Source organism: Actinomyces bovis (assembly GCF_900444995.1).
Taxonomy (GTDB): domain Bacteria; phylum Actinomycetota; class Actinomycetes; order Actinomycetales; family Actinomycetaceae; genus Actinomyces; species Actinomyces bovis.
In genome coordinates this window covers 193,235-217,686 of sequence record NZ_UAPQ01000006.1, presented here as the reverse complement: position 1 = coordinate 217,686, position 24,452 = coordinate 193,235, and the positions used below count along the sequence as shown (strand labels likewise).

Here is a 24,452-nt window from a genome sequence, read left to right as displayed (position 1 = left end):
CCCATAGGATGCCGCCGTGACTACCACCGCCACCAAGCCCAAGTCCCAGGGCACCCTGATTGCGCGGCTGCGGGCCTGGGTCAAGGAGTTCCTCCAGTTCGGCATGGTTGGCGGGCTAGCCTTCATCATTGACGCCGGCCTGTTCAACCTGCTGCAGCACGGCCCGCTTGGGGTGCTGTCCGGGCACCCAAACACTGCAAATGTGGTCTCGGCTGCGATAGCCACGGCCTTCTCTTGGACCGCCAACCGCCTGTGGACCTACCGGGGCCGCACACAAGACAGTACGGTGCGTGAAGCCTGCCTTTTCGTGCTGGGAAACCTGGGTGGCCTGGTAATCACCCAGTTCTGTCTGCTGTTTACCCACCACGTCTTGGGGTTGAACGGAGCGCTGGCAGATAACGTGGCGGCCTACGTCGTCGGCTTTGCCCTGGGAACGGCTTTCCGTTTCCTCTTCTACCACTACGTCGTCTTCACCGGTAAAGCTGAGCAGCCCAAGCCCACCGTTTAGGTTCTCCCACCGGACCCGGGCAGTGCCCAAAGCCACAGGCTCACTGAGGGGCCACTCATGGCCCCACAGCCTTGCCTTGCCTAGCCTTGGGCCGTGACCCTAATGACCGCAGCCGTAACGGCAGGACTGACCACCGCCCTCCCCTATCCGAGCCAGATGCTCCCAGCCCTAGGCCCCAAGTGGCTCGACGCCGCCAATATCATCACCACCTTCGTGGGTTGGGTAGGCCCCTGGGCGATCTTGGGCGTCATGCTGGTGATCTTCGCCGAGACCGGCCTGCTGGTGGGATTCTTCCTGCCTGGCGACTCGCTGCTATTCACCCTGGGAATGTTCGTGGCCATTGGCGAGGCCGACCCGAGCCGGGGCGTGCCCGTACACATTTGGATCGCTGCGCCACTCATGTTCCTGGCAGCCGTAGTGGGTAACCAGTCCGGGTACCTGATTGGCCGCAAAGCCGGCCCCGCGATCTTCAACAAGCCGGACTCCCGCTTCTTCAAACAAGAGCATGTGGAGCGCACCGCTACCTTCTTTGAGAAGCACGGCGGCAAGGCCATCACCCTGGCACAGTTCGTGCCGATCGTGCGCACCTTCACCCCCGTTATGGCGGGGGTGGGGCGGATGCACTACCTGCACTTCCTGGCTTTCAACGCCTTGGGCGCCACCTTCTGGGCCTTCGGCATCACCTGGCTGGGCTACCTGCTGGGCAACTTCCAGTGGATCCAGAAGAACATTGACGTGATCATCCTGGCAATCGTGGCGATCTCTGTGCTGCCCATGATTATTTCTGGGCTGCGCTCCTGGCTGCTGGCCCGCAAGACTCCTGCGGCTGCCAAGGACGTCGCCGCCGCTGAGGTGGATGCCCAGTAAGGGCAGGGATCGCAGCACCCCTGGGCTGCTGCGCCCGGTTCAGAAGCGGCGCCAGCGACCCACGGAGACCAGCGCCCCCTGAGGCAGCACCTTGTGCGGGTCCAGGGACCGGGGCACAGCATTCAGGAAGATGGAGAAGACGGCGGGCCGGCGGCCACTGAGCTCAATGCGGCCCCCGTCGGCTTCCACTAAATCCCGGGCCAGGGCCAAGCCCACGCCGGTGGAGCCGTGCCCCGACACAGCCCGTTCAAAAATGTAGGGGGCCAGTTCATCGCTGACGCCTTCGCCTTCGTCAGTGATGTCAATAAAGACGCCGTGCCCGCCGTTGGCACTGCGCACGCTCACGCTGGTGTGCCCGGCCCCGTAGCGCAGGGAGTTCTCGATAACGGTGGCTAGCACTTGGGCGAGCGAACCGGGGCTGGCCAGAACCGGCATGCCCACCTCATCACTGAAGCTCAGGCTGCGGCCCGCCTGCCGGAAGGCGTTCTCCCACTCCTCGCCTTGTTGCTCGAAGACATCCTCTAGACGCAGGGCCTCAGTGCTGCCGCCACCGGCGCGGCGGGAGGCCTTCAACAGGTCCTCCACCACCCCGGTCAGGCGCTCTACCTGCTCCACACAGGCGTGCGCTTCCGCCCGGGTGGCTTCATCCGGAGCCGTTAGCTCAATTTCCTCCAGGCGCAGACTGAGGCTAGTCAGGGGTGTGCGCAGCTGGTGGGAGGCGTCTGAGGCGAATTGCCGCTCGGCGGCGATCCTCCCGGCCACACGTTCGGCGGAACGCACCAGTTCTGCCTGTACCAGGTCGATCTCCTCGATGCCGGAGGTACGCAGGCGGGGGCGGACCTGCCCGGAGCCGAGTTGTTCAGCTTCAGCGGCCAGATAGATCAGGGGTGCGGAGATGCGTCTGGAGCCGTGGGCGGCCACAAAGTAGGCGGCTGCAAAAGCCACCAGGGCCAAGCCCAGAATTGTCAGAATGACGCGGACGAGCACCTGCAAGCGGTAGTCGGAGTTCTCCACGGCCCGCCAGGCGAGCACCAGCCAGACGCTCCCCAGGGGCACACCGAGGACTGCCACGGCCACGGCCACGGAGGTCATCGCCATGACCATGCTGCGACGCCGCATGCGCCCTCCTTAGGGTCATGGCCCGGCAGTTAACAGGCGGGCAACTGCCGGGCGGAGCAGACGGCTCAGGCCGCTACCAGGCGGTAGCCACCTTCTTCAGTCAGGAGGATGGTGGGGGCATCGGCGTCGTCACCGAGCTTGCGGCGCAGCCAGGTCACATGCATCTCCAAGGCCTGCTCATTGCCGGTCGGGTCTTCACCCCAGACTTCTTTGAGCACGTCCTCAGTAGCCAGGACCTGGCCGGCGCCCCGCACCAGCACCCGCAACAGTTCAAACTCGCGGGTGGTCAGCTGCAGTTCGCGGCTACCCACGAAGGCGCGGCGGGCGGCAACATCCACCTTGATCTCACCGGCAGTGAGGGTCTCCTCAATGGTCTCTCCGGAGGCGCGGCGCACCTGGGCGCGGACGCGGGCTAGCAGCTCGGCCAGGCGGAAGGGCTTGGTGACGTAGTCATCCGCGCCAGCATCCAGACCGACGATCTGGTCGGTCTCCTCGCTGCGGGCGGTGAGCATCAAGATGGGGGTGGTCAGCCCCTGGGAGCGCACCTGCCGGGCCACATCTAGGCCGTCAATATCCGGCAGACCGAGGTCCAGCACAATGATGTCGGCCCGGGCAACCTCCGCCAGAGCGCCGTTGCCGGTTCCATGGGTGAGCACCTCGTAGCCCTCACGGCCAAAAGCCCGAGCAAGGGGCTCCGAGATAGCGGGATCGTCCTCAACGAGAAGCACAGTAGTCACGCTTTTGATACTAGGCGACGTTCCTAGGACCGTCATCCTTTCCGAGGAGGAGATCAGTAATCTCCCAGGGTTTCCAAAGGTATACCCCAGTGCCAGCCGGGGAATTGAGCAGCTCGCTTAGGCCCGTTCCAACTCCCACGGGACGATCTGCCCCAGCCCGCGCACCACCACCTCGTGGCAGGGCCGCACCCGGTAGCGAGCGCCCGCCGGGCCGTTCACCAGCGCCAACGCCGTCGCCTCATCCATGCGGATGCCACCGGGGGCCGCAGTATCCACCAGGCGGGAAGCCAAGTTAACCGTGGGCCCAAAGACGTCCCCGGAGCGGGAGACCACGCGCCCATTGACCAGGCTGGCGCGCACTAACAGCATGTCCGGGCCGGCCTGCAGTTCATCGACCAGCGCGGTTACGACGTCGGCGGCGGTAGGCAGGTCGTCGGCAATGTACATGACGGCGTCCCCAATGGTCTTAACCACCCGGGCGCCGCGAGAAGTGACCACATCCCGCGCCGTCGACTCAAAGTCATTGAGCATATTGGTCAGGTCAGAGACGTTCATGGACTGGGCCCGTTTGGTAAAGGAAACGATATCCACGAAGCCCAGGGAGCGGGTCAGTGGGTAAAGGTTCCGCCCGACCTCCTCCTGACTGCGGCGGGCCACCTCATCTGCCGTGCGACACAGCAGCGCCGCCAGGTGGCGTTTCCAGGCGTAGGTGACTTGTTGCAGCAGCGGCTCGATCGCTTCCTCAGCGTGCTCCAGGCACAGCAGGCGCGCAGTTGAGTCATCCAGTTGGAGCCGCCGGGAGACCTCGGAGACGAAGGCCTCCAACTGCCACAGCACCAGGCGGTCCATGGTGTAGGACTGGGCGCGCAGCAACTCGTTGAGAGTGGCGCTGGAGACCCGCCTGTCGTTAATCATCTGGGTTACGCCCTTGAGGGCCTGCACGTCCTGGTCAGTGAAGAGCACTTCACCGGGGTTGGTGTCCGCAAAGCCCATGGCCCGCCAGAAGCGTTCGGCACTGCTGAGTTCCACGCCAGCCTGCTGGGCAAAGGCCTCCAGGTCATAGATGGGTTTCCCACCGAGCAGGGCTTCCTGACTACAAGCAGTTGAGTTCTGCGCGGGGGCGGCGTGAGCGCCTCTGGGGGCGGCTTGCTCAGCGGCTCCGGCACTGTGTTTACCACCGGTGGATTCGGGCTCAGGGGCGACGTGAGCAGCGGCAGGGCTGAAGGCAGCGTCAGGGGTGACTGGGCCCGCTCCTATCCCCCCGAGCTCTTCGCTCGGTTCCTTACGCTCCATGCTCACCGCGCTAGGGTATCCCAGATCACATCCTGGTGTGGCACACTCAGGACGTCACCAGCCGCAATGACTTGCCTATTCCCGGAGGAATCGGTCAGCACCAGCCCAGGTTCCAAGTCAGTCACACGGCCGACAACCGCTTGACGCAGGCCGGGAATTGTTACGCGCACCTGCTGTCCCAAGGTGATGCAGGCCTCGCGTAACTGCGCCCCCAGGCTGGCGCCGCCGCGGCCTGGGTCTCCCCCAGCCGCCTCCCACTGGTCCAGGCGCGCAGTCAGCGCCTGCCCGATGCGGTCCAGGACGGCGTCGGCATCCCAAGTGCCCGCGGGCGGCTGGACGCCTAGGGTCCTTAGGGAGGCTGCCCAGGGCACCGGCAATTCGGCGGCGTTTTGGCCCAAGTTGACCCCAATTCCGACGACGACGGCGCCCGCCAACTCCCGGCGGGCAGGTGCCTCGCTGCTTAGCCCGCCGGCTGGGGCCACTAGTTCGGTGAGCACTCCCGCAACTTTGCGGGCGCTCCCCCAGCCCTCCACCTGGGCTACTTCTTGCCCGTCCGTAGGCAGGGCCACCAGGTCATTGGGCCATTTGGTGTGCAGGGTCCAAGCGGTGGTGCTCACCAGCGGCGCTAGGGCATCGCGCAGAGCCAGTCCGGTCAGCAAGGACAGCCAGGCCAGCTGCGCTGCGGGCACTAAAGGTCGCAGCACTATGGAGGCCAGCAGGGCACCGTGTGGGGGTGTCACCCACTGGTGGTCGGCGCGTCCCCGCCCGGCAGTCTGCGCTTGGGCGCGCAGAACGGATAGGTGCGGCCATAGGGCCAGGCTGGCCGGGTTGAGGGTGCCGTCTGGGCTGCTGAGTGCGACGCGCAGGTCGTCGTTGGTGGAGCCGGTGCGCTCCACCACGCTGCGACGCGACCATGGGGATGCTATATGAGCAGGGACGGAAGTCATGGGTTAAGCCTATCGCCGCCCCGGCTACTGCCCCGCAGTGAGCCTCGCTGCCACTGGCCAGCAGCGGGCGGGAGGGATAGCACCCGGACGCGGGCACCGACGCCGCCGCCTAGGTGGCTAGGCTCAGAGCGTGCTTGTGCTTGCCTCCCAGTCCCCTGGTCGTCTGTCCACCCTGCGCGCGGCGGGGGTGGAGCCGCTGGTACGGGTCTCACAGGTGGATGAGCCGACGGTCCTGGCGGAGCTGGCAGCGCAGCACCAACAGTCCGCCCGGCCCGCCCCCACCCCGGCCGAGCAGGTGCAAGCGCTTGCGGCGGCAAAGGCCCTAGATGTAGCTGCTCATTTGACGCCGCAGGAGGTGGCAGAGGCCGCTGGGGCGGGTGGCTGCGTCGTCGTCGGCTGTGACTCCATGTTGGAGCTAGACGGGCAGGTGCTGGGCAAGCCGGGCAGCCCGGAGAAGGTCCGCGAGCGCTGGTTGGCCATGCGGGGGCGCACCGCGGTGTTGCACTCCGGGCATTTTCTGGTGCGTGTGGCCGATGGGGCGACGGCGGCGGGCGTGAGCTCCGGGGTGGTGCACTTTGGGGAGCCGACGCTGGCGGAGATTGAGGCCTACGCGGCCTCCGGGGAACCGCAGTGGTGTGCGGGAGCCTTCACGATTGATGGCCTGGGCGGGGCCTTTATTGAGTCGATTGAAGGCGACCCGCATGGGGTGGTGGGCTTGTCCTTGCCTTTGTTGCGGCGTCTGCTGGCGCAGTTGGGCGTGACTTGGACGGAGCTGTGGACGCGCTCAGGTGGGGCGGCGTGAGGCGCCTGCTGATTGCTGGCCGGGGCCTGACGGCGGTGCGGGTCGCAGCTTCCGCGCGGCGCTGCGGCTGGGAGCCGGTGGGAGTGTTTACGGCAGCTGAGCGGGATGCGGGCTGGACTCGGGCCTTGGGCGATGCGGCGCTGGTGCCGGCTTATGAGGATGTTTCGGCGCTCCTGGCTGCGGCGCGGGAGTTCGGTGCCGCCGGGGTGCACCCGGGGGTGGGTTTTGCGGCGGAGAACGCGGAGTTGGCCCAGGGCTGTATGGAGGCCGGGTTGGTCTGGGCGGGGCCTGCCCCGGAGGTGCTGACGGCACTGACAGATAAGACTTTGCTGGCGGAGCTGGCGCTGCGCCTAGGCCTGCCAGTCCCGCGAGTGTGGGCGCCGCTGCCTGATCTGGCGGCGCTGCAGGCCGCGCTGGCGGAGCTCGGTGGCCCGGGAGTGCTCAAACCGGTGCACGGTGGAGGCGGGCGCGGGGTGGTGCCTGTATCCGGCGTGGTGCAGGCGCAGGAAGCTTGGGAGCGGGCCGCCGGGCTGGGGTCCTTGCTGTTGCAGGAAGCGGTGGTGCCAGCGCGGCATATTGAGGTGCAGGCGCTAGCTGACGGCCAGGGGCGCGTGGTGACTCTGGGTACGCGGGAGTGTTCGGTGCAGCGCCGCTCCCAGAAGCTGTTGGAGGAGGCACCGGCGCCAGGATTGTCGGCTGAGGTGGAGGCGGTCATGCTGCAGGCCACGCGCCGCCTGCTGGCCGCTGCAGCGCTGCGGGGCGTCGCCACCTGCGAGTTCCTGTTGCCTGCGTGCGGCGAACCATTGCTGCTGGAGGTGAATGCTCGCCTGCAGGTGGAGCATGCGGTCACTGAGGAGGTCACTGGGGTGGACCTAGTGGCGGCGCAGTTGGCATTGGCGGAGGGCGCCACCTTGGAGGAGGCCGTCTTGGGTGCTCAGCGCGCTATGGCACAGGCTGGTTGGCAGGCACCGGTTGGTGGGCAGATGGCGACGGCGATGCAGGCCGATGCGGAGCAGGCGGGCAAGTCCGGCAGGCTTGTTGCCGATTCTGCGTCGCTTGGTAACGCCTGGCTGGCTGCAGCGGGGTCCACTGATGGGGGGCTAGCGCCGCAGAAGCCGGTGGTGCCGGTGCGCGGACATGCCGTCGAGTTGCGCTTATATGCGGAAGACCCGGAGCGCCTGCTGCCACAGGCCGGGGTGCTGCGGCACGCCAACCTGCCCTTGTCTACCGCCTCACTGCGGGCCCAAGTGGCTGCGGGGAAGGTACCCGGTGCGCATTTGCGCGTGCAGCGGGGCACCTTCCCGGGGGACGCCTTGCAGCCGGCTTTTTCTGAGCCACTGGCCTTGCTGGCAGCTGCCGCGCCGACCCGTCAGGCGGCCCTGGAGCTGGCCCAGGAGGCGCTCGCGGAGGTTGAGGTTCGTGGCACGCAGACCTTGGCACCCCTGCTGCAGAAGGTACTGGCGGCGCCCGCTGTGCAGGCGGCTCAGCTCAGCACGCGCTGGCTGGAGGAGGAACTGCTGGGAGACTGCGTAGCTGCGGCCTCGGCCAGCGAAACAGCGGCCAATAGCGCACTGGCGCCGGCCCCGGCGTCGGTCAGCAAAGCAGCGTCGGCCCTGGCGTCGGTCAGCACACCCACACCGGCCAATGCACCGACGGCCAGCGCAGCACCGGCGACTAGCCAGCCAGCGCCCCCAGAAGCGGAGCAGCTGCTGGAGCTGCGCGCCCCACTGGCAGGCACCTGCGTGGCTGTGCGCCCGGTGACGAGTCAGGTGACTGCTGGGGAGCAGGTGGTGGTGCTGGAAGCCATGAAGATGCGCCTGCCGGTTCCCGCGAGCGCCGCCGCAATGGTCACGGAGGTCTTCGTGCAGGTGGGGCAGGCGGTGCCCGCTGGCAGCCTGTTGGCGGTGCTGCGCCCGCAGGCGCCTGTCCCGCAGAGCCCGGCGGCACCGGAGCCGTCTCCGGCGGGAAAGGCACGCAGTGCGCTGGCCCGCGCGCAGGCCCTGGCGGACCCGGGCTCGCTGGAAGTCTTGGCTGAGGCCGACGCCGTGCTGACGGCGCGGGCCCGGCTGGCTGGCCGAGCCGTGGCCTTGTGGGTGCAGGATCCGACTCTGTGTGGCGGCACTATTGGTCTGCTTGGGGCGCGGCGGGTGGCGGCGTTAATTGACCAGGCGGTGGCTGACGGTTTGCCGGTGGTCTCGGTGTTGGATGGGGGCGGAGCCCGCGTGCAGGAGGGCGTGGACGCTCTGGCGGGCGTCGGTCTGCTGCTTGCGGCGCAGCAGCGTGCGCACGGCCAGGTGTTACAGCTCGGCTTGGTGCTGGGGGCGGCTGCCGGGGGCGCCGCCTACTCCCCGGCCCTGTCCGATCTGCTGGTGATGGTTGCAGGCACTGCTCGCCTGTTCCTGACCGGCCCGGCAGTATTGGCGGCCTCCACAGGAGAGCGGATCGACGCCGAAGCCCTGGGCGGAGCCGAGTTGCACGCCACCCGGTCTGGCAGCGCGCATTTGCGGGTGCCTGATGAAGCGGCGGCTTTCCAGGCGGCTCGGCGGCTCGTGTCTTTCGCATCCTTGCGGCGTCAAGGCCAACGGGCTTTGCCGCTGCGGCGCGGCGGTGCTGGTCTGGCACCCACCCCGGGTGACCGTTACATCTGTCAGCTAGTGCCTGCTGACCAGGCCGAACCTTATGACGTGCTGGGACTGCTGGCAGCGCTGGTGGACCGCGGTGAGTTGGAGGTGTTGCGCCCGGATTGGGCGCCCAGTGTGGTAACTGCCCTGGCCCGGGTGGAGGGCGTGCCGGTGGGGCTGGTGGCCACTCAGCCTCAGGTGTTGGCGGGGGCGCTGACCCCTGAGGCGGCGCAGAAGGTCACGGAGCACTTGGGGTTGTGTGCGGATCTGGGGCTGCCGGTGCTCACTGTGGTGGACACTCCTGGTTTTCTGCCGGGTCCCGCCCAGGAGGCTGCCGGGGTGGTGCGGCACGGGGCGGCGCTGGTGCGCGCCTATGCGGGCTTGCGTGCCCGGGGTTGCCGCCTGGTAACTCTGGTGACGCGGCGCGCCTACGGTGGGGCCTATGTGGCTTTGGGTTCTAAGCCTTTGAGCGGTGCCCTGACCCTGGCCTGGCCCCAGGGGCGTATAGGCGTGATGGATGCGGGCAGTGCCGTAGCGCTGGTGCATCGCCGTCAGCTGGCCGCTGCCGCCCAGGTTGGGCCTGAGGCGGAGGCCAGGCTGCGGGCGCAGCTCTTGGCTGAGCAGGAGGACAGTGAGGCGGCGGCGCGGGCAGTGGAGCTTGGCTGGGTCGATGAGGTAATTGCGCCCGTGGAGACGCGAGCACGGATCGCGCAGGCACTGGTAGGTGCCGATCAGGCTGGCAGGAGTTGGTCGGGCAGGCAGTCGGAAGGTGTTGAGCCAGCAGACAGCTGCCAGACGGCCAAGGGCCGGGCAGGCAGCAACCCGGCAGGTAGCTCCCAGCTTGGGCAGAGTGTTCCCGTGGAGAAGCTGGGCTTGGCGCAAGTCGACGGCCTCGGTCACCCCGGTGACGGCTGGGTGGATTGTGCCTGCGGGGGCCGCCATTGGGGGCTAAACGGGGCTGCTGGAGTGCTGCTGTGGCGGCGCTCCTCGGCAGGTCTGGAGGTGCTGTTGCAGCGCCGTGCTGCCTGGACCCACCACGGCGGTACTTGGGGGCTGCCGGGTGGGGCCATTGCCGACGGCGAGGATGCGGCGCAGGCGGCGCTGCGGGAGCTGGAGGAGGAGGCTGGGGTGCCTGCCACCTGGCTGCGCTTGGGCAACTGCCAGGTGCAGCAGCACACTGACTGGAGTTACACGACTTTCGCGGCGCAGGCACCCCCTGATCCGGCCCTGGACCGGCTGTTGCCCGGTGATGGTGAGTCTTCTGAGCTGCGTTGGGTGCGGCTGCACCCCGGCGTCGGTGTGAGCTGGGAGGTGCCTGCCCCCGGAGGCGCCAGCACCCCGGAGTCACTGCTGCCGACCTTCGCGGCGGTATGGCCGCAACTGGCGGCACTGCTGCCAAGTATCTGAGCGACGGCGTCGCCAACCCTTGCGCAGCCGCGCTCCCAGTGCGCTTGGGACAGCGCAGCTCTTAGTCGGCCAGGGGTGCGAGCAGTTCGGCCAGCGCCATTAGCTTCCTGGCGGGGAGCTTGTCGATTACGTGGCGGCGCACGCCGTCGAGATGCAGCGGGGCGGTTTCAGTCAGGAACCGCGTCCCCGCCTCGGTGAGGTGGCAGTAGACGCCACGCCGGTCTGAGGAGCACAGGCTGCGCTCAACGTACCCCGTCTTCTCCAGGCGCACGACGGTGTGGGTCAGGCGGGAGCGGGACTGGGCGGTGTCTTGCGCTAGGGCGCTCATGCGCAGAGTGTGCTCCGGGGCCTCGGATAGGCGCACCAGGATTTCGTATTCGAGCAGGGAGATGCCGGCCCGGTCCACGAGTTCATGGTTCAAGGCGGCAGTGACGGTGGTGGAGGCCATGAGGAAGGCCCGCCAGGCGGCCATCTCCTGCGCGTTCAGGGGTTGGTGCCCAGATTTCTTGAGTCCGCAGGTGGATGCGGTGTCAGGGGCGGCGGCCTGCCCACAGCCCGTTGGCTCGGCGACCTGCCCGCAGCTCTGTGGCTCCGGTTCCTGGCCGCAGGCCTTGGAGCGCTGAGGGGTCTTCTGGCCGCATTCAGAGGCAAGCTCTGCGCTTTGCCCGCAGCCCGCTGCTTGCTGGGCCATGTGGCACCCCCAGATTCCCCGTTAACTGAACAATCAAGTATAAGCATGGGGGCATCGCCATATTTACCCACAGGTCCTAGTGGAGCGCCCCCGGCGAGGTTCAGAGTTCGCGGCGCTTTAACAGCATCAGGCCGCCACTGTGGAGTTCACCGCCAGGCCCCAGCTCCACGGGCGTACCCCCCTGGTCCACCGCCAGCGCATGGGTGAAGCGCAGCTGCAAGCTCGGCGAATGGGCTGGGGCGAAGGCCAGGGAGATGGCCGCTAGCAAGAGGCCATGGGCCACCACCTGCCCCTCCCCTGCCGCAAGCCCGAGTGCTTGAGCCCGGCCCGCTTGCAGATGGATGGCGTTGGAGTCTGCGGTGGCCTGAGCCCAGGCGGCGACGTCGGCGGCGGTGACTCGCAGCATATTGGCCGCATTGGCCGCCAAGGCAGCGCTGGCAGTCGCACTGCTCACTGCCCTGCCAGCTCGCCCAGCGCCCCCGGTCGCATGCGGCGAGAAGGCTGCGCCGTCCGCAGCAGCACCGGCTGCCCTGCCGACGGCGGGGCGGGTCTCCTGTGTGCGCTGGTCTGTGAGTGGGCGGGCCAGCTCATGCTCGACGAGCAACGGCGCGCCGCTCGGCGTCCTGTGCTGAGAGGTAGCGCGCAGTAGCTCCCATGCCCCACGCCGAGCCAGCACCTCCAAAGTGGCCTGCGCCGATTCCCCAGCACCTTCAGCTGGGTTTGCAGCGCTGCCCGCAGGCTGCGCAGCCGCGTCGACGGCAACCTCACGCAGTTGGCAGCGGCGGTGTACCAGGCCGTCCCAGAGGCCTGCGGGGAGTTGCTCGCGGTGCTGCCGCAGGCTCAGGGCAGCTGGCGTGAGAGTCTGCACGGCAACCTGAATCTGGGCGGGCGGCACCACCAGTCCGCTGCGGTCCAGCAGCCCCTCCAGCACCTGAGCCATGGCCTGGACCATGTCCTGCGGCGTGGCCGGCGCTATTGCTTGCGCCCTGGCCGGAGCCGGGGCTACGGCGTCGTCCCCCACTTTGGTAGCAGTGGTGCAGGCACCAGAAGACCCCGCCGACCTGGGGTCAACGGGGTCTTGCTTGCTCACACCCGGATGGTACCGGGCGTGCCGTCAGCGGGTCTCGCGGTGCTCGGTGTGCTTACCGCAGCGTGCGCAGAACTTGCTGACCGCTAGGCGGTCAGGGGTGTTGCGACGGTTCTTCTTGGTGATGTAGTTGCGCTCCTTGCACTCCGCGCAGGCCAGAGTGATCTTGGGGCGAACATCAGCGCTCTTGCTGGCCACGTTGTGCTCCTCATGGTTGGTCCCTGGGCGGTTAGGCCGTGCCCAAGATTGCGTAGCGGGGGAGGGACTCGAACCCTCGACCTCACGATTATGAGTCGTGCGCTCTAACCAGCTGAGCTACCTCGCCTTATCAACACAACGGGGGCCTAATTGGCCCCCTTAGTGTCAGAGCCCCGAAAGGGAATCGAACCCTTGACCTTCTCCTTACCATGGAGACGCTCTGCCGACTGAGCTATCGGGGCAACGAGCGGAACTCTAAGGGGCCCGTTTTTGCTCTCGCAACTCCGGCCCCCGTGAGAACCCTCACTGCGGGGTTGCCCTCCGAAAAGGGCCTGATCACCGAGGCGATCATGGTGGCGGGTGAGGGATTCGAACCCCCGTAGCTTGCGCGGCTGATTTACAGTCAGCTCCCATTGGCCGCTCGGGCAACCCGCCTTGCTCCACACTCGACCATATCGGCCGCGTCCGGTGCCGTGGAAGAATAACAAGTGGACGGAGGCGGGCGCCAATCGCGTCCGTGGGACGCTGCTCACACGGCCCGCCGCGCACTCACACCAGGTCGCCTCTAAAGGGGGTGGCTAACACAGAAAGGCAGATCATGGCTGCAGATTCCTCCTTCGACGTCGTCTCCAAGTTGGACCGCCAGGAGGTGGACAACGCCGTCAACCAGACCGCCAAGGAGATCTCTCAGCGCTACGACTTCCGGGGCGTGGATGCCGCCATTTCTCTGGCCGGAGACACCATCACCATGGAAGCCAACTCTGCGGAGCGCGTCTTGGCGATTCTGGATGTGCTGCAGTCCAAGCTTTTCCGCCGGGGTGTGTCTCTGAAGGCGCTGGACCTGGGTGACAAGGAGCCCAAGCTCTCCGGCAAGATCTACAAGCTGGCTTGCCCACTCAAGGAGGGGCTGACGCAGGAGGTCGCCAAGAAGATCACCAAGGCGATCCGCGATGAGGGACCTAAGGGCGTCAAGGCGCTGATTCAGGGCGATGAGGTGCGCGTTTCTTCTAAGTCCCGCGATGACCTGCAGGCTGTTATTGCCTTACTTAAGGGGCTTGACGTCGACGCCGCGCTGCAGTTCGTGAACTACCGGTAGAACTGGGGCTGGCCAGCCGGGCTGGCTGGTGCCCGCCGGAAGGTATGACTTGGGTAGACCCAGTCGCTAAGGTTCATCTGATTAGGAGTTTGACGGTCCCCCTGCCGGTGGAGGCGTGATCGTCTTGGCCGGCAAGGAAGAAGTTCAGATGGCAGCACGCGGCACTAAGACCACGGCCCTTGGCCTGGAGGATGCTCTCTGGGAAGCCGCGAATAGGCTGCGGTCCTCCATGGACGCTGCCGAGTACAAGCATGTGGTGCTCGGCCTGCTGTTCTTGAAGTACGTCTCGGACAAGTTTGAGGCCCGGCACGCTCACCTGTCCGAGCTGGTCAGGGATGAGCGCAGTGACTACTTCATGCCCACCGAGGAGGCGCGGCAGGCGGTGCTGGAGGACCGCGACGAGTACACCTCTGAGGGCGTGTTCTGGGTCCCGGCGGGCCACCGTTGGACGGACCTGCGCAAGGCGGCTAAACAGGCCGATATTGGCCAGCGCATCGATGCGGCAATGGAGGCTATCGAGCGTGAGAATCCCTCGCTGAAGGGGGTGTTGCCAAAGAATTACGCCCGCCGGGAGCTGACTCCGGCGACGCTTGGCGGGCTGATCGACACCTTCTCGCGCGATGATCTTGCCGCAGCCGAACACGAGGGCATGGATGTGCTGGGGCGGGTTTATGAGTACTTCCTCGCGCAGTTCGCCTCCAATGAGGGTAAGAACGGTGGCGAGTTTTACACCCCACGCTCCGTGGTCTCGCTGCTGGTGGAGATGCTGCGGCCCTACAACGGTCGAGTCTTTGACCCCTGTTGTGGTTCCGGTGGAATGTTTGTGCAGGCTGAGCATTTTGTGGAGGCGAGCGGCGGTTCTCGCAATGACCTGTCTGTTTTCGGGCAGGAGCGGAACCCCACCACCTGGCGGCTAGCCAAGATGAACCTTGCTATTCGGGGTATTGAGGCGCAGCTCGGGCCGGAGTGGGGCGATTCCTTCCACAATGATCTGCACCCGGATTTGCGGGCGGACTTCATTATGGCCAATCCGCCCTTCAATATTTCGGATTGGGGCGGGGAGCGTCTGGCTGATGATCCGCGTTGGAAATTTGGGACGCCGCCACCGGGCAACGCGAATTACGCTTGGCTGCAGCACATGCTTCACCACCTGTCCCCCACCGGGACGATGGGGGTGGTGTTGGCCAATGGGTCGCTGACGGTGAACTCGTCGGGCCAGGGTGATATCCGCCAGCGGATGGTTGACGACGACGTGGTGGAGTGCGTTGTGGCCTTGCCGTCTCAGTTGTTCTATTCGGTGCAGATTCCGGTGTCACTGTGGTTCTGCACCAAGGACAAGACGGCGCGCAGGGTTAGGTCGGAGCGGCCTCAGCGTGAGCGCCGGGGCGAGGTGTTGTTTATTGACGCCCGCGAGAGCGGCTATATGGAGAACCGCACGCACCGCAATCTCTCCCCTGAGGACGTGGCCCGGATCGCGGACACCTACAATGCCTGGCGCGGAGACCCCGATCTGCCGGGCTATGCGGATGTGCCCGGCTTCTGCGCCTCGGTGACCACGCAGCAGGTAGCTGAGGCGGGTTATGCGCTGAGCCCCGGCCGCTACGTCGGCACCCAGGAGGCGGAGGACGACGGCGAACCCGTTGAGCAGAAGATCGCCAGGCTCGCGAACGAGATTCGGAAGGGGTTTGCTGCACGCGCACGCCTTCAGGGACAGATAGACGATGCATTGTGTGCCTTGGTGTCAGATCATGAGTAAGCGGAGGGTTGTTCGTCTGAAAGACCTCGCTGATCTGAAATCGGGCGGAACTCCACCGAAATCACGGCGAGATTACTGGAACGGCTCGATTCCTTGGATCAGCGCTAAGACTCTACATAGTCTCAACCTAACTGACTCCAACCTGTGCATAACCGAGACAGGTCTAACCGCAGGCAGCAATCTCGCTCCAGTCGGCGCATCGCTGATTCTGGTTCGCGGCATGAGCCTCTTGCAAGAGATTCGTATAGGGTTTGCTGCTCGGCCTGTGGCTTTCAACCAGGATGTGAAAGCAATAGTCGCTCGTTCCGACATACTCCCTAGGTACCTCAACCTTGCCTTGCGCGCGGCTCGCCCCACGCTACTGGCACAAGTCCATCAGGCTGGCCACGGGACCGGAGTACTGGCGACAGATCGGTTAACTAATCTGCCAATCTGGCTCCCACCGCTGGAGGAGCAGGAGCGGATCGCGGGTGTGCTCGGCGCCTTCGATGACCTTATCGAGACGAGTCGCCGTTTGGCCCTGCGGATGGAAGATGCCGCGCGAACCATGACGAAACGAATCACGACCACCGTGCCACTGCATGTGATTGCGGCGACACCCCACCTCCGGCAGCGTAAACCGGAAGGAACGGTTGACCATTTTTCGATCCCAGCTTTCGACAGCAGTCTCCTTCCATCATTGGAGTCTGGCGCGACTATCTTGTCAGGGAAGCAGATACTTGAAGTTGACTCGGTGTTGGTATCCCGGTTAAACCCGAAAACTGAGCGAACGTGGATGGCGTACACGCGCTCATCCGCTCCTGCTGTTTGCTCACCTGAGTTCGTCGTACTTCAAGGATCTGAAGGCATCCCTTCCGAAATGATCTGGACACTGGCCAGCACTAGATCTTTCTGGGAGCAAATGCGAGGAGCCGTGAGCGGCACAACAAACAGTCGGCAGCGGGTCGACAAGGCTGCTATCCCCAACTTTGAGGTGCCCGACCCACGGGAGCTCGATGCCACGGTACGACATGCTGTCGCATCCCTGGTTCGAGGAGCGGTGGAGTTGAGGATCGAGGCGGCCCACCTAACCCGCCAGCGCGATGAGCTTCTCCCCCTGCTGATGTCTGGCAAGGTGCGGGTGCGTGATGTAGAGGCGGTGTCGTAATGCTGGACGTGGCGGAAGCACAGTTCGAGGAGTGGGTGTTGGAGCTGCTGGCCGAGCAGGGCTGGCAGACGGTCCACGGGCCAGAGATTGCCCCCGGCATGCCTGTGGCGGAGCGTGCGGACTACCGCGAGGTCGTGCTCGTCGGCCGCCTCCGCGAGGCGATCAGTCGGCTCAACCCAACACTCCCTCCAGCGGCCATAGACGAGGCCGTCAAAACTGCGCTGCGGCCCGAATCCGCCGTCGTGCAGTCCGAGAATTGGCGGGCCTACCAGCTGCTAACCCAGGGCGTGCCGGTGGAGTATCGCGAGGCTGCGGGCAGGCTGCGCAACGTCCGGGCGCGGTTAATCGACTGGGACAACCCACACGCCAACGACCTCCTGGCCGTCAACCAGTTCACCATCCAGGGCGCCAAGAAGGAACGCCGCCCGGACGTGGTTCTGTTCGTCAACGGGCTGCCCTTAGGGCTGCTGGAGTTGAAGAAGCCCGGGGCAGAGAAAGCCACCATTGCCAGCGCCTACGCGCAAATCCAAACCTACAAGGCGCAGATACCTGAGCTGTTCACCTGGAACCAGGGCGTCGTACTCTCCGATGGCTTCCTGGCGCGAATGGGCACCCTGACCGCGCAGGCGAACCACTTCCAAGCTTGGAAAACCGTCGACGGTCGAAACCTGGAGACGAAGTATCGCCCCGAGATCGAGGTCATGGTGGCAGGCTTCCTGCGGCCCGAGGTGTTCTTGGACTGGTCGCGTAACTTCCTCGCCTTCACCGGGGACGGCCAGAAGACCGCCAAAATCGGCGCCAAGTACCACCAATACTGGGCGGTAAGCAAAGCCGTCACCAAGACCATTGAGGCGGTGGAAAACGATGGCCGCGCCGGGATCGTCTGGCACACCCAAGGCTCAGGCAAGTCCTTCGAGATGGCCTGGTGCGCCGGGGTACTGATGCGACACCAGGCAATGGACAATCCCACGCTCCTAGTGCTCACCGACCGCAACGACCTAGACAACCAACTATTTGAGGACACCTTCGCCGCCACCAAGATCGGGGCCCCACTGCCCGAAGCGCCCATGCAGGCGGAATCACGGGCAGAGTTGAAGCAACTGCTCACCGGGCGGCAATCCGGCGGCATCATCTTCACCACTATCCAAAAGTTCGGGCTCTCCAAAGACGAACGCGAAGCGGGAATCAGCTTCCCCACCCTGTCAGAACGGCTCAACATCGTGGTGATGGTGGACGAGGCCCACCGCTCCAACTACGACTTCATCGACGGCTTCGCCCGCCACCTGCGCGACGGACTCCCCAACGCCACCTTCATCGGCTTCACCGGCACCCCCATCGAAGCGAAAGACCGCTCCACCACCGCGGTCTTCGGCGAGGTGATCGACACCTACGACCTCACGCAGGCCGTCGAGGACGGCGCCACCGTCAAGGTGCTCTACGAAGCCCGCCTAGCGAAGGTGCGACTACCCGACGACGCCCTCAAAGACATTGACGACGCCTTCGCAGACGCCGTATCCGGGAGCGAGGAGGACGCCCAAGAACGGCTGAAGACCCGCTGGTCGCGGGTGGAGGCCGTCGTCGGGGCAAACGAGCGCCTAGACGAGTTAGCGCGCGACATCGTGGCGCACTGGGAAAAACGCAAAGAGGTCATGCCCGACGCCAAGTGCATGATCGTTGCCATGTCGCGGCGGATCGCCGTCGATCTATACGACAAGATCAAGGCCCTGCGCCCCGACTGGCACGCCGATGACGACGAGCGCGGACGAATGAAAGTCGTCATGACCGGCTCCGCCACCGACCCCGAGCCTTGGCAGGAGCACATCCGCAACAAAGCACAAATGCGCGCGCTCAAGGCCCGCGCCTCAGACCCTGACGATCCGCTGGACCTGGTGATCGTCCGCGACATGTGGCTAACCGGCTTCGACTCCCCAGCCATGACCACCATGTACGTGGACAAACCCATGCGCGGGGTCTCACTCATGCAGGCGATCACCCGTGTCAACCGCACTTTCCGGGACAAGCCCGCCGGGCTGATCGTGGACTACATCGGCATCGCCGAAGACCTCAAGACCGCACTCGGTGACTACACCCAGCGCGACCGCGACAACGCGCAGGTCGGGGCCGATATTGAGGCAACTGCGATCCCCGAGATGCGCAATGAGCACGACATCGTCTGCTCGATCCTCGCCCCATTCCCCTGGCGGCCACTCGTCGCTGAGAAGACCCCCAGGGCATATATCAACGCCGTCATGGCCACCGTCGAATGGCTGCTCGAACAAGACCACACAGCGGACGCCTTCGATGGCGTCGAAGACCGCGCCGAGGCCGAAAAACCCAAGGAACTCACCGTCAAGCAGCGCTTCGTCGCGCACGTTCAGCGGCTCCGCTCCTTCTTCTCGCTCGTCCCAGCCAGCGACGCTGCCAGCGCCATCAGAGACGACGTCGCCTTCTTCGACGCGGTGCGCACCGCCATCGCCAAAACCGAGAACGCCGGACGTGGCGCAACCGATGCCGGAGTCGAACTGGACACCGCGATCCGCCAGATCGTCTCAGAAAACATGACCGGCACCGGCGTGATCGACATCTACGCCGAAGCCGGAATCGCCAACCCTGACATCTCACTCATCGACGAGGCCTTCGTCAGGCAGGTCACCGAATCCGACCGGCCCAATATCCAGATGGAAGCCCTGAAACGCCTGCTGAGCTCGGAGATCAAGGCCATCGCCAAGCGCAACCTCGTTAAGGGCAAAGAGTTCTCCGAGATGCTCAACGCCTCCCTACTGCGCTACCAAAACCGCAGCCTCGACACCGCCGCCGTGGTAGCTGAACTGGTCCAACTGGCCCAGGCCCTCCGGGCCGAACATGAGCGTGGCAAAGCGACCGGCCTCACCGACAACGAACTCGCCTTCTACGACGCGCTGCGCACCAATGAGTCGGCCCGCGAAGCCATGCAGGACGACGTGATGAAGCAGATCGCCCACGAACTCACCGATATTGTGCGCCGTGACGCCAAAACCGACTGGAATATCAAGGAGCAAGTCCGCGCCAAACTGCGGACCACCATCAAGCGCCTGCTGCTCAAGCACGGCTACCCGCCAGACAAGGCACCCGAGGCCACCGAACTGATCCTGAAGCAAGCCGAAACTATCGGGGAGATGAACAATTCCGAATCCGCACTGAGGTAGTTGGGCGTCGGCTGCCAGGAAACCCACGCAGGGACACAGCTAGCCCCGGCGTCGGCTCATAATCCAGCGGAGCTGTGCGACATCCCATAACTAACACGGATGAGAATCACTTAAACTTTAGTCCATGCTGACTAAATTACGTAGTTTTATCCGTGCCCACCGCAAGGCCACCGCCGCTGTTGCTACCGTCACCCTGGTGGTGTTGGTAGCTGCCATGGCTGTGTTCAAACCCTGGCTGCTGTTTGTGGACACCACGGTCAACGATGCTCTGCCCGTTCCGGTTGCCCCGGCGCCGAGCACGCCACAAAGCCAGGCGAGTGCCTCAGCTGAGCCTGCCCCCAACAGCACGGAATCAGCCACCACCGCCCCAACCACTCCTGCCGGGCCGCAGCTGGTGTCCAGCGGTACCTTCACCTCCCACGAGCACACCACCACCGGCACCGCCAGCATCTACCGGCAGCCGGACGGGACCCTCCAGCTGGCCCTAGCCAACCTGTCCACTTCCAACGGCCCCGATGTGCGCGTATGGCTCAGCGCCGGGCCGGTGATCGAGGGCACCGCAGGCTGGTTCACCGCCAAAGACCACGCGCACCTGGACGTAGCTCCAATCAAAGGCAACCTAGGCAACCAGCTCTACAACCTGCCGGCGGGCACCGATTTGAGCCAGTGGCAATCCGTGGTCCTGTGGTGTGAGGACTTCAGTGTGTCCTTCGGTGCCGCGGCCCTGAGCACACCCGCCTGAGCGTCGGCCTCTCAGTACCCGGCCATCTCCTCCAGGCGAGCGATGCGTTGATCCATAGGCGGGTGCGTGGCAAAAAGGTTGCGCACCCGCCCGAAGGGATTGGCAATCATCATGGCGGACAACGGTTCCACTCGTGGGTCTTGAGCCAAGGGCGCCCGCGCCACTCCCCCATCTAGCTTGCGCAGAGCGGAAGCCAAGGCCAGGGGGTCGTTGGTGAGCACGGCGCCGTCGTGGTCGGCGTCGAACTCACGGGTGCGAGACACTGCCATCTGGGTGATCATGGCTGCCAAGGGCGCCAGCATGGCCACCAACACCAGCACGATTGTGTTGCCAGCCTCCCGGCGGTCCCGCCCGCCCCCGAACCACAGCACCATGGAACATACGGAGGAGATCACCCCGGCAATCCCAGCGGCGATGGAGCCGGTGAGGATGTCTCGGTTGTAGACGTGGGAGAGTTCATGACCCAGCACTCCGCGCAGCTCACGGTCGTTGAGGAGCTGCAGGATGCCCTGGGTACAGCACACGGCAGCATGCTGCGGGTCACGGCCAGTAGCAAAAGCATTAGGGCTAATGGTGGGGGCCACATACAGGCGCGGCATGGGCTGTCCGGCAGTCTGGGAAAGCTCACGCACCACCGCATACATGACTGGCTCTTCCTCCTCAGTGACCTCCACCGCTCCCATGGAGCGCACGGCCAGCTTGTCGGAGTTCCAGTAAGAGTAGGCGGTCTGGGCCAGGCCGATAATTGGCGCAATAAACAGCCAGATCGACGATCCAGTGCCTTGAGCCAGCAGGTACCCCAGGAGCACGAGCAGGCCCCACATGCCGCCCAGCAGGGCTGCTGTCTTCAATCCGTTGTGGTGCTTTGTCACGCCACCAGGGTAAGCCTTCGGGCTGTGCGAGAGCTGAGAGAGCGTCGCCTGGTGACCGCACCCGCAGGGCAGCACTGCGGGCGGGCAGCAGACGGAGGTGGGCCCACCCCAGCGTTGCGAAGGGCGCGGCGGCGGGTCCACCTAAAGCCAGTTAACTTGCGGGCTCAGGCCAACAGGGCGGCAGGGTCCGCGACCGACAAATCGAGGGCCTGCCCCACACCGGCAGTAAAAAGCTCACCGGCATGGGTGGACAGTCCCCGGGCCAGGTCGGCGCGCAGCTGACAGGCCCTGCGCCAACCACGCTCCGCAATCTCGACGGCGTAGGGCAAGGTGGCGTTAGTCAGGGCATAAGTGGAGGTATAGGGCACCGCCCCTGGCATATTGCCGACGCAGTAGAAGAGCTTGCCGTCGACGTCGTAGGTCGGTTGGGAATGCGTGGTCACATGCGAGTCTTCAAAGCAGCCACCCTGGTCGATAGCAATATCCACCAGGACGCTGCCTGGCCGCATGGATTCAAGCATTTCGTGGGTGACCAATTTGGGGGTGCGGGCCCCGGGCACCAGGACTGCGCCGACCACCAAATCCGCCTGCGCGCAGGCCTCAGCTACGTCTAAACCAGTGGAGAAGCGGGTGCGGATGCTCCCGCCGCTGAGCTCGTCAATTTGGCGCATCCGCACGGGATTGATGTCCATGACGGTGACTTCCGCACCCATCCCAGCGGCGACGCGGGCGGCACTAAAGCCTGCGGTCCCACCTCCGAGCACAATCACGTTCCCACGCCGCACCCCGGCAGCCCCGCCCAGCAGCACACCGGCACCACCGTGCGGACGCAGCAGGCAGTCGGCGCCGATCTGGGTGGCCAAGCGGCCCGCAATCTCCGACATGGGGGCCAGCAGCGGCAGCACACCGGCGTCGGTGGACACAGTCTCGTAGGCGATGGAGGTTACTTGCGCCTCTAGGAGCCGCTCCGTGAGGGCACGGTCCGCAGCCAGGTGCAGATAAGTGAAGAGGACCAGGCCGGGCCGCAGCAGCGGAAACTCGCTAGGAACGGGTTCTTTAACCTTGAGGATCAGCTCGGCCTGGGCCCATAGCGCGGCGACGTCGTCGGTGGTGGTGGCGCCGGCGGACTGATACTCGGCGTCTGAAATCCCTGCGCCCAGACCTGCACCCTTTTGGATGGTGACCTCGTGGCCGCGTTGACTGAGGGCGTAGGCCCCTGCGGGGGTCAGCGCCACTCGGGCCTCATTGTCTTTTACCTCTGTGGGTACACCAATACGCATGGTTCTGCTTTCCTCGAAGTCTCCGTCCTCAGGGGAGGACGCTGGCATCCTTCGAACATAGGCCCCTGGAGCTCGCGGCGCATCCGCCCGAAGGCCCATCCGCGGGCAAGAAGATGCAGGTTGAGTACGGGAAGCGCCGCCCGCATCAAGCGATACGCGCCTGAAAACCTTGGTCTAGGGTCCAGATTTTCACGTCCTCCGCCGCAAGAGCGGTGCGCTCGCAGTACTGGTCTCTTTCCACCACTATAGTGAGATCGCCTCCGCCTAGGCCGCTCTTTCCGGCAGTGGCCAACTCCACCCAGGTGGTCCCAGTGCTTCCGCCTTCGAGGAACTGTCTGAGGAAGCGTTCATCCCACTGCGCCTCGTCCAGCACCCAAGGAGATTCTTGCTGAATAACCATATTCAGCAGTTCAGCAAAACGCTCAGCAGCTTGCCGTCTCAACCGACCATCACTTAGCTGACAGATATGGTTACCGGTCTCGACGACAGCGGTGATCGGCAGAATCATCTCATTGCCGTTCTCAACACGCTCTTTTAGCCCGAGCTTCACGCTTTTCTGCGCTGCAGAATCGGTTTTAGACTTCCCTGGAACCGGGAGTACATGGTCCAGTACTGAGGTATCAATGAACCAGACCCGCGTCATGCACCCACTCCTAGAAGCGCATAAAACTTCGAGAAATCGCGATCCTGTTCGCCCTCATCGGAGAGCAGCCGACCTTGTGTGACAACCCGCCCCAGCGTGCCTTGGGCCATAGCAGCCGCATAGTCAGGCATCTCGACCAATGGGGTGATGGTGCTGTCATGGCACACATATACGCTTCGCAAACCTTCTCCGCGCAGTGCGTCGAGGAGTGCGGGACTATGGGTGGTGATAAGTACCGAGACATCAGGTTGCTTAGCCGCCTGCCTAATCAGCCCAAGGAGCCTGTCCGCGTGTGAAGGATGTAGACCATTTTCAATTTCCTCAATCGTGACGAGCCGACAATAGACGGTCCCCTCGTCAAGTCCTGGGCGCTGCCCCGCCGCTCCAGCTGCCGTCTTGAGGGCCGTCGCCACGGTCATGAAACGCAACAAGCCGTCGCTCATCAGCGAAGCCGTAGTCCGCCCTCTCTTACCGCCTTCCAAGGCAATCATGACCTCGTCGTTATCCGTCATCGAGAAGCCCAACGAGTCCACCGGGCAACCAGCGATCTCCTTGACCAGGTTCTCCAGTTCCTTGAACCCCTGGGGATCCTCCTGCCGATACCCGAAAAGCACGGCAGACAGATTGTCCCCATTGCGCCTCAGCGGCTCCGCCCGCTTCGGAACGTAGTGGCGCATCTGCTGGGGCACGGGGTCCACGTAGAATGACGCCGAGAGGACGCCTATAACCGCCTCTGTGTGCAGGATAAGCTCTTGCAGCGTCTCGTTGCTGGTAATGAGCCTACTCTTCAGCTGTCCTAGCACAGTCCGGTCATCACGAACCTTAATGTGGGGTTTCTTTTCCTGAGCACCATTTCTGTACTCAACATCGAGGCTCCCGCCCTCGCCACCGCAAACTTTGAACCAGACCTTATCGTTGCCTTTGCTACCAGACCCAGGAGCTTCATGAAGCGACTCTGATTTAATGCGAAGCACCGGATTAACCGCCACCTCAACCTCATAGATCAGATAAAAACCCTTCGCCTCATCCTCAATTACGCAACCGAGACTAAAGGAGTCCTCGCCAGAGGGGGCGCAGCCCTTAGCTCCTCCACGAACCGGAGCCAGACGGCCAACAGTCCCCTCGAGAGCATCACTCAAAGAACCCGAAGTAACCAGGCAGGACAGAACAGCTATAGCATCTATAGCATTGGACTTGCCGCTGGAGTTTCTCCCGGTCAGGATCGTTAACGGACCAAGCGGAAGAATCGCGTCACGGAAGGACTTGAAACTATTCAACTGAATCTGTGCCAGTCTCATTCCTGCCATCTGCACAGCACCTCCCAGTATCGTTGACCTAGTCCGTATGCCTAAACGCACCCCGAATTTATCCCTGAACAGCCGCCTGAATAACTTTACCACGGCGCTTTCAGCACTGATCGGAAGAAAAATAGGACTGGAACCCGCATAGGCCCC

20 protein-coding genes and 3 tRNA genes are annotated in these 24,452 nt (G+C 64.6%); 9 read left to right on the top strand and 14 right to left on the bottom strand.

What is annotated here, in order from left to right; genetic code table 11:
- The first annotated feature begins 16 nt into the window (after positions 1 to 16).
- Together DR039_RS04630 and DR039_RS04625 are read left to right on the top strand one after the other, a co-directional pair.
- Positions 17 to 508 (top strand): GtrA family protein, encoded by a 492-nt coding sequence (locus DR039_RS04630; RefSeq protein WP_229116800.1) that lies wholly within the window; start codon positions 17 to 19, stop codon positions 506 to 508.
- A gap of 102 nt (positions 509 to 610) precedes the next feature.
- Positions 611 to 1,375 (top strand): VTT domain-containing protein, encoded by a 765-nt coding sequence (locus tag DR039_RS04625; protein ID WP_111836401.1) that lies wholly within the window; start codon positions 611 to 613, stop codon positions 1,373 to 1,375.
- A 39-nt stretch (positions 1,376 to 1,414) separates the two neighbouring features.
- On the opposite strand, the gene DR039_RS04620 is transcribed toward DR039_RS04625, so the two are convergent.
- From DR039_RS04620 to DR039_RS04605, 4 genes are all read right to left on the bottom strand, one after another.
- On the bottom strand, positions 1,415 to 2,494 hold the full coding sequence (locus DR039_RS04620; RefSeq protein ID WP_111836233.1) for a sensor histidine kinase: 1,080 nt from the start codon (positions 2,492 to 2,494) through the stop codon (positions 1,415 to 1,417).
- Positions 2,495 to 2,559: 65 nt separating this feature from the next.
- The gene (locus DR039_RS04615; RefSeq protein ID WP_111836232.1) at positions 2,560 to 3,231 is read right to left on the bottom strand and encodes a response regulator transcription factor; all 672 of its coding nucleotides are present in this window, start codon (positions 3,229 to 3,231) and stop codon (positions 2,560 to 2,562) included.
- A 117-nt stretch (positions 3,232 to 3,348) separates the two neighbouring features.
- Positions 3,349 to 4,524 (bottom strand): adenylate/guanylate cyclase domain-containing protein, encoded by a 1,176-nt coding sequence (locus DR039_RS04610; RefSeq protein ID WP_111836231.1) that lies wholly within the window; start codon positions 4,522 to 4,524, stop codon positions 3,349 to 3,351.
- 2 nt (positions 4,525 to 4,526) lie between these two features.
- Positions 4,527 to 5,471, bottom strand: coding sequence for a biotin--[acetyl-CoA-carboxylase] ligase (locus tag DR039_RS04605; RefSeq protein WP_111836230.1), 945 nt, complete (start codon positions 5,469 to 5,471; stop codon positions 4,527 to 4,529).
- A gap of 130 nt (positions 5,472 to 5,601) precedes the next feature.
- Here DR039_RS04605 and DR039_RS04600 point away from each other — a divergent pair, with 130 nt between their 5' ends.
- Both DR039_RS04600 and DR039_RS04595 read left to right on the top strand, forming a co-directional pair.
- Positions 5,602 to 6,273 (top strand): Maf family protein, encoded by a 672-nt coding sequence (locus DR039_RS04600; RefSeq protein WP_111836229.1) that lies wholly within the window; start codon positions 5,602 to 5,604, stop codon positions 6,271 to 6,273.
- Entirely contained in the window at positions 6,270 to 10,301 is a 4,032-nt protein-coding gene (locus DR039_RS04595) for a carboxyl transferase domain-containing protein (RefSeq protein WP_170166848.1), read from the top strand. Before DR039_RS04600 ends, DR039_RS04595 begins: the two co-directional genes overlap by 4 nt.
- A 61-nt stretch (positions 10,302 to 10,362) precedes the next feature.
- Here the strand turns inward: DR039_RS04595 and DR039_RS04590 are convergent, their stop codons facing one another.
- The 6 genes from DR039_RS04590 to DR039_RS04565 form a co-directional block, all read right to left on the bottom strand.
- Positions 10,363 to 10,992: a MarR family winged helix-turn-helix transcriptional regulator gene (locus DR039_RS04590; protein ID WP_111836227.1), complete on the bottom strand. Its 630-nt coding sequence runs from the start codon at positions 10,990 to 10,992 to the stop codon at positions 10,363 to 10,365.
- A gap of 100 nt (positions 10,993 to 11,092) precedes the next feature.
- Positions 11,093 to 12,082, bottom strand: coding sequence for a MaoC/PaaZ C-terminal domain-containing protein (locus DR039_RS04585; protein ID WP_126622187.1), 990 nt, complete (start codon positions 12,080 to 12,082; stop codon positions 11,093 to 11,095).
- Positions 12,083 to 12,106: 24 nt separating this feature from the next.
- The gene (gene rpmG, locus DR039_RS04580; protein ID WP_111836225.1) at positions 12,107 to 12,277 is read right to left on the bottom strand and encodes a 50S ribosomal protein L33; all 171 of its coding nucleotides are present in this window, start codon (positions 12,275 to 12,277) and stop codon (positions 12,107 to 12,109) included.
- A gap of 53 nt (positions 12,278 to 12,330) precedes the next feature.
- A tRNA-Met gene (locus DR039_RS04575) sits at positions 12,331 to 12,404 on the bottom strand.
- 42 nt (positions 12,405 to 12,446) lie between these two features.
- Positions 12,447 to 12,519: transfer RNA gene (locus DR039_RS04570), tRNA-Thr, on the bottom strand.
- 109 nt (positions 12,520 to 12,628) lie between these two features.
- Positions 12,629 to 12,712, bottom strand: a tRNA-Tyr gene (locus tag DR039_RS04565).
- A 163-nt stretch (positions 12,713 to 12,875) separates the two neighbouring features.
- Between DR039_RS04565 and DR039_RS04560 the strand changes: the two genes are divergently transcribed.
- The 5 genes from DR039_RS04560 (at position 12,876) to DR039_RS04540 (ending at position 20,203) form a co-directional block, all read left to right on the top strand.
- Positions 12,876 to 13,373 carry a YajQ family cyclic di-GMP-binding protein gene (locus tag DR039_RS04560; RefSeq protein ID WP_111836224.1) on the top strand — a complete coding sequence of 166 codons (498 nt, stop codon included), beginning with the start codon at positions 12,876 to 12,878 and terminating at the stop codon, positions 13,371 to 13,373.
- Positions 13,374 to 13,521: 148 nt separating this feature from the next.
- Complete coding sequence (locus DR039_RS04555; RefSeq protein WP_111836400.1) at positions 13,522 to 15,129, top strand: type I restriction-modification system subunit M; 1,608 nt, start codon at positions 13,522 to 13,524, stop codon at positions 15,127 to 15,129.
- On the top strand, positions 15,122 to 16,276 hold the full coding sequence (locus DR039_RS04550; protein WP_170166847.1) for a restriction endonuclease subunit S: 1,155 nt from the start codon (positions 15,122 to 15,124) through the stop codon (positions 16,274 to 16,276). The genes DR039_RS04555 and DR039_RS04550 overlap by 8 nt, the downstream gene beginning before the upstream one ends.
- Positions 16,276 to 19,461: a type I restriction endonuclease subunit R gene (locus DR039_RS04545; protein ID WP_111836222.1), complete on the top strand. Its 3,186-nt coding sequence runs from the start codon at positions 16,276 to 16,278 to the stop codon at positions 19,459 to 19,461. Before DR039_RS04550 ends, DR039_RS04545 begins: the two co-directional genes overlap by 1 nt.
- Before the next feature lie 124 nt (positions 19,462 to 19,585).
- Complete coding sequence (locus DR039_RS04540) at positions 19,586 to 20,203, top strand: DM13 domain-containing protein (protein WP_111836221.1); 618 nt, start codon at positions 19,586 to 19,588, stop codon at positions 20,201 to 20,203.
- A gap of 11 nt (positions 20,204 to 20,214) precedes the next feature.
- Here the strand turns inward: DR039_RS04540 and htpX are convergent, their stop codons facing one another.
- The 4 genes from htpX to DR039_RS04520 form a co-directional block, all read right to left on the bottom strand.
- Entirely contained in the window at positions 20,215 to 21,075 is an 861-nt protein-coding gene (gene htpX / locus DR039_RS04535) for a zinc metalloprotease HtpX (RefSeq protein ID WP_111836220.1), read from the bottom strand.
- A gap of 164 nt (positions 21,076 to 21,239) precedes the next feature.
- Positions 21,240 to 22,403 carry an alanine dehydrogenase gene (ald, locus tag DR039_RS04530; RefSeq protein WP_229116798.1) on the bottom strand — a complete coding sequence of 388 codons (1,164 nt, stop codon included), beginning with the start codon at positions 22,401 to 22,403 and terminating at the stop codon, positions 21,240 to 21,242.
- Positions 22,404 to 22,500: 97 nt separating this feature from the next.
- On the bottom strand, positions 22,501 to 22,998 hold the full coding sequence (locus DR039_RS04525) for a hypothetical protein (protein WP_111836218.1): 498 nt from the start codon (positions 22,996 to 22,998) through the stop codon (positions 22,501 to 22,503).
- Positions 22,995 to 24,296: an AAA family ATPase gene (locus DR039_RS04520; RefSeq protein WP_170166846.1), complete on the bottom strand. Its 1,302-nt coding sequence runs from the start codon at positions 24,294 to 24,296 to the stop codon at positions 22,995 to 22,997. Before DR039_RS04520 ends, DR039_RS04525 begins: the two co-directional genes overlap by 4 nt.
- Positions 24,297 to 24,452: the final 156 nt, after the last annotated feature.

Bases quoted from the DNA above. Each gene is read 5' to 3' on its own strand.
- DR039_RS04625 (WP_111836401.1), top strand. From the start codon at position 611: ATGACCGCAGCCGTAACGGCAGGACTGACCACCGCCCTCCCCTATCCG.
- DR039_RS04620 (WP_111836233.1), bottom strand. From the start codon at position 2,494: ATGCGGCGTCGCAGCATGGTCATGGCGATGACCTCCGTGGCCGTGGCC.
- ald (WP_229116798.1), bottom strand. From the start codon at position 22,403: ATGCCAGCGTCCTCCCCTGAGGACGGAGACTTCGAGGAAAGCAGAACC.
- DR039_RS04555 (WP_111836400.1), top strand. From the start codon at position 13,522: ATGGCAGCACGCGGCACTAAGACCACGGCCCTTGGCCTGGAGGATGCT.
- DR039_RS04540 (WP_111836221.1), top strand. From the start codon at position 19,586: ATGCTGACTAAATTACGTAGTTTTATCCGTGCCCACCGCAAGGCCACC.
- DR039_RS04550 (WP_170166847.1), top strand. From the start codon at position 15,122: ATGAGTAAGCGGAGGGTTGTTCGTCTGAAAGACCTCGCTGATCTGAAA.
- DR039_RS04610 (WP_111836231.1), bottom strand. From the start codon at position 4,524: ATGGAGCGTAAGGAACCGAGCGAAGAGCTCGGGGGGATAGGAGCGGGC.
- DR039_RS04605 (WP_111836230.1), bottom strand. From the start codon at position 5,471: ATGACTTCCGTCCCTGCTCATATAGCATCCCCATGGTCGCGTCGCAGC.
- DR039_RS04590 (WP_111836227.1), bottom strand. From the start codon at position 10,992: ATGGCCCAGCAAGCAGCGGGCTGCGGGCAAAGCGCAGAGCTTGCCTCT.
- DR039_RS04520 (WP_170166846.1), bottom strand. From the start codon at position 24,296: ATGAGACTGGCACAGATTCAGTTGAATAGTTTCAAGTCCTTCCGTGAC.
- DR039_RS04560 (WP_111836224.1), top strand. From the start codon at position 12,876: ATGGCTGCAGATTCCTCCTTCGACGTCGTCTCCAAGTTGGACCGCCAG.
- DR039_RS04525 (WP_111836218.1), bottom strand. From the start codon at position 22,998: ATGACGCGGGTCTGGTTCATTGATACCTCAGTACTGGACCATGTACTC.
- DR039_RS04545 (WP_111836222.1), top strand. From the start codon at position 16,276: ATGCTGGACGTGGCGGAAGCACAGTTCGAGGAGTGGGTGTTGGAGCTG.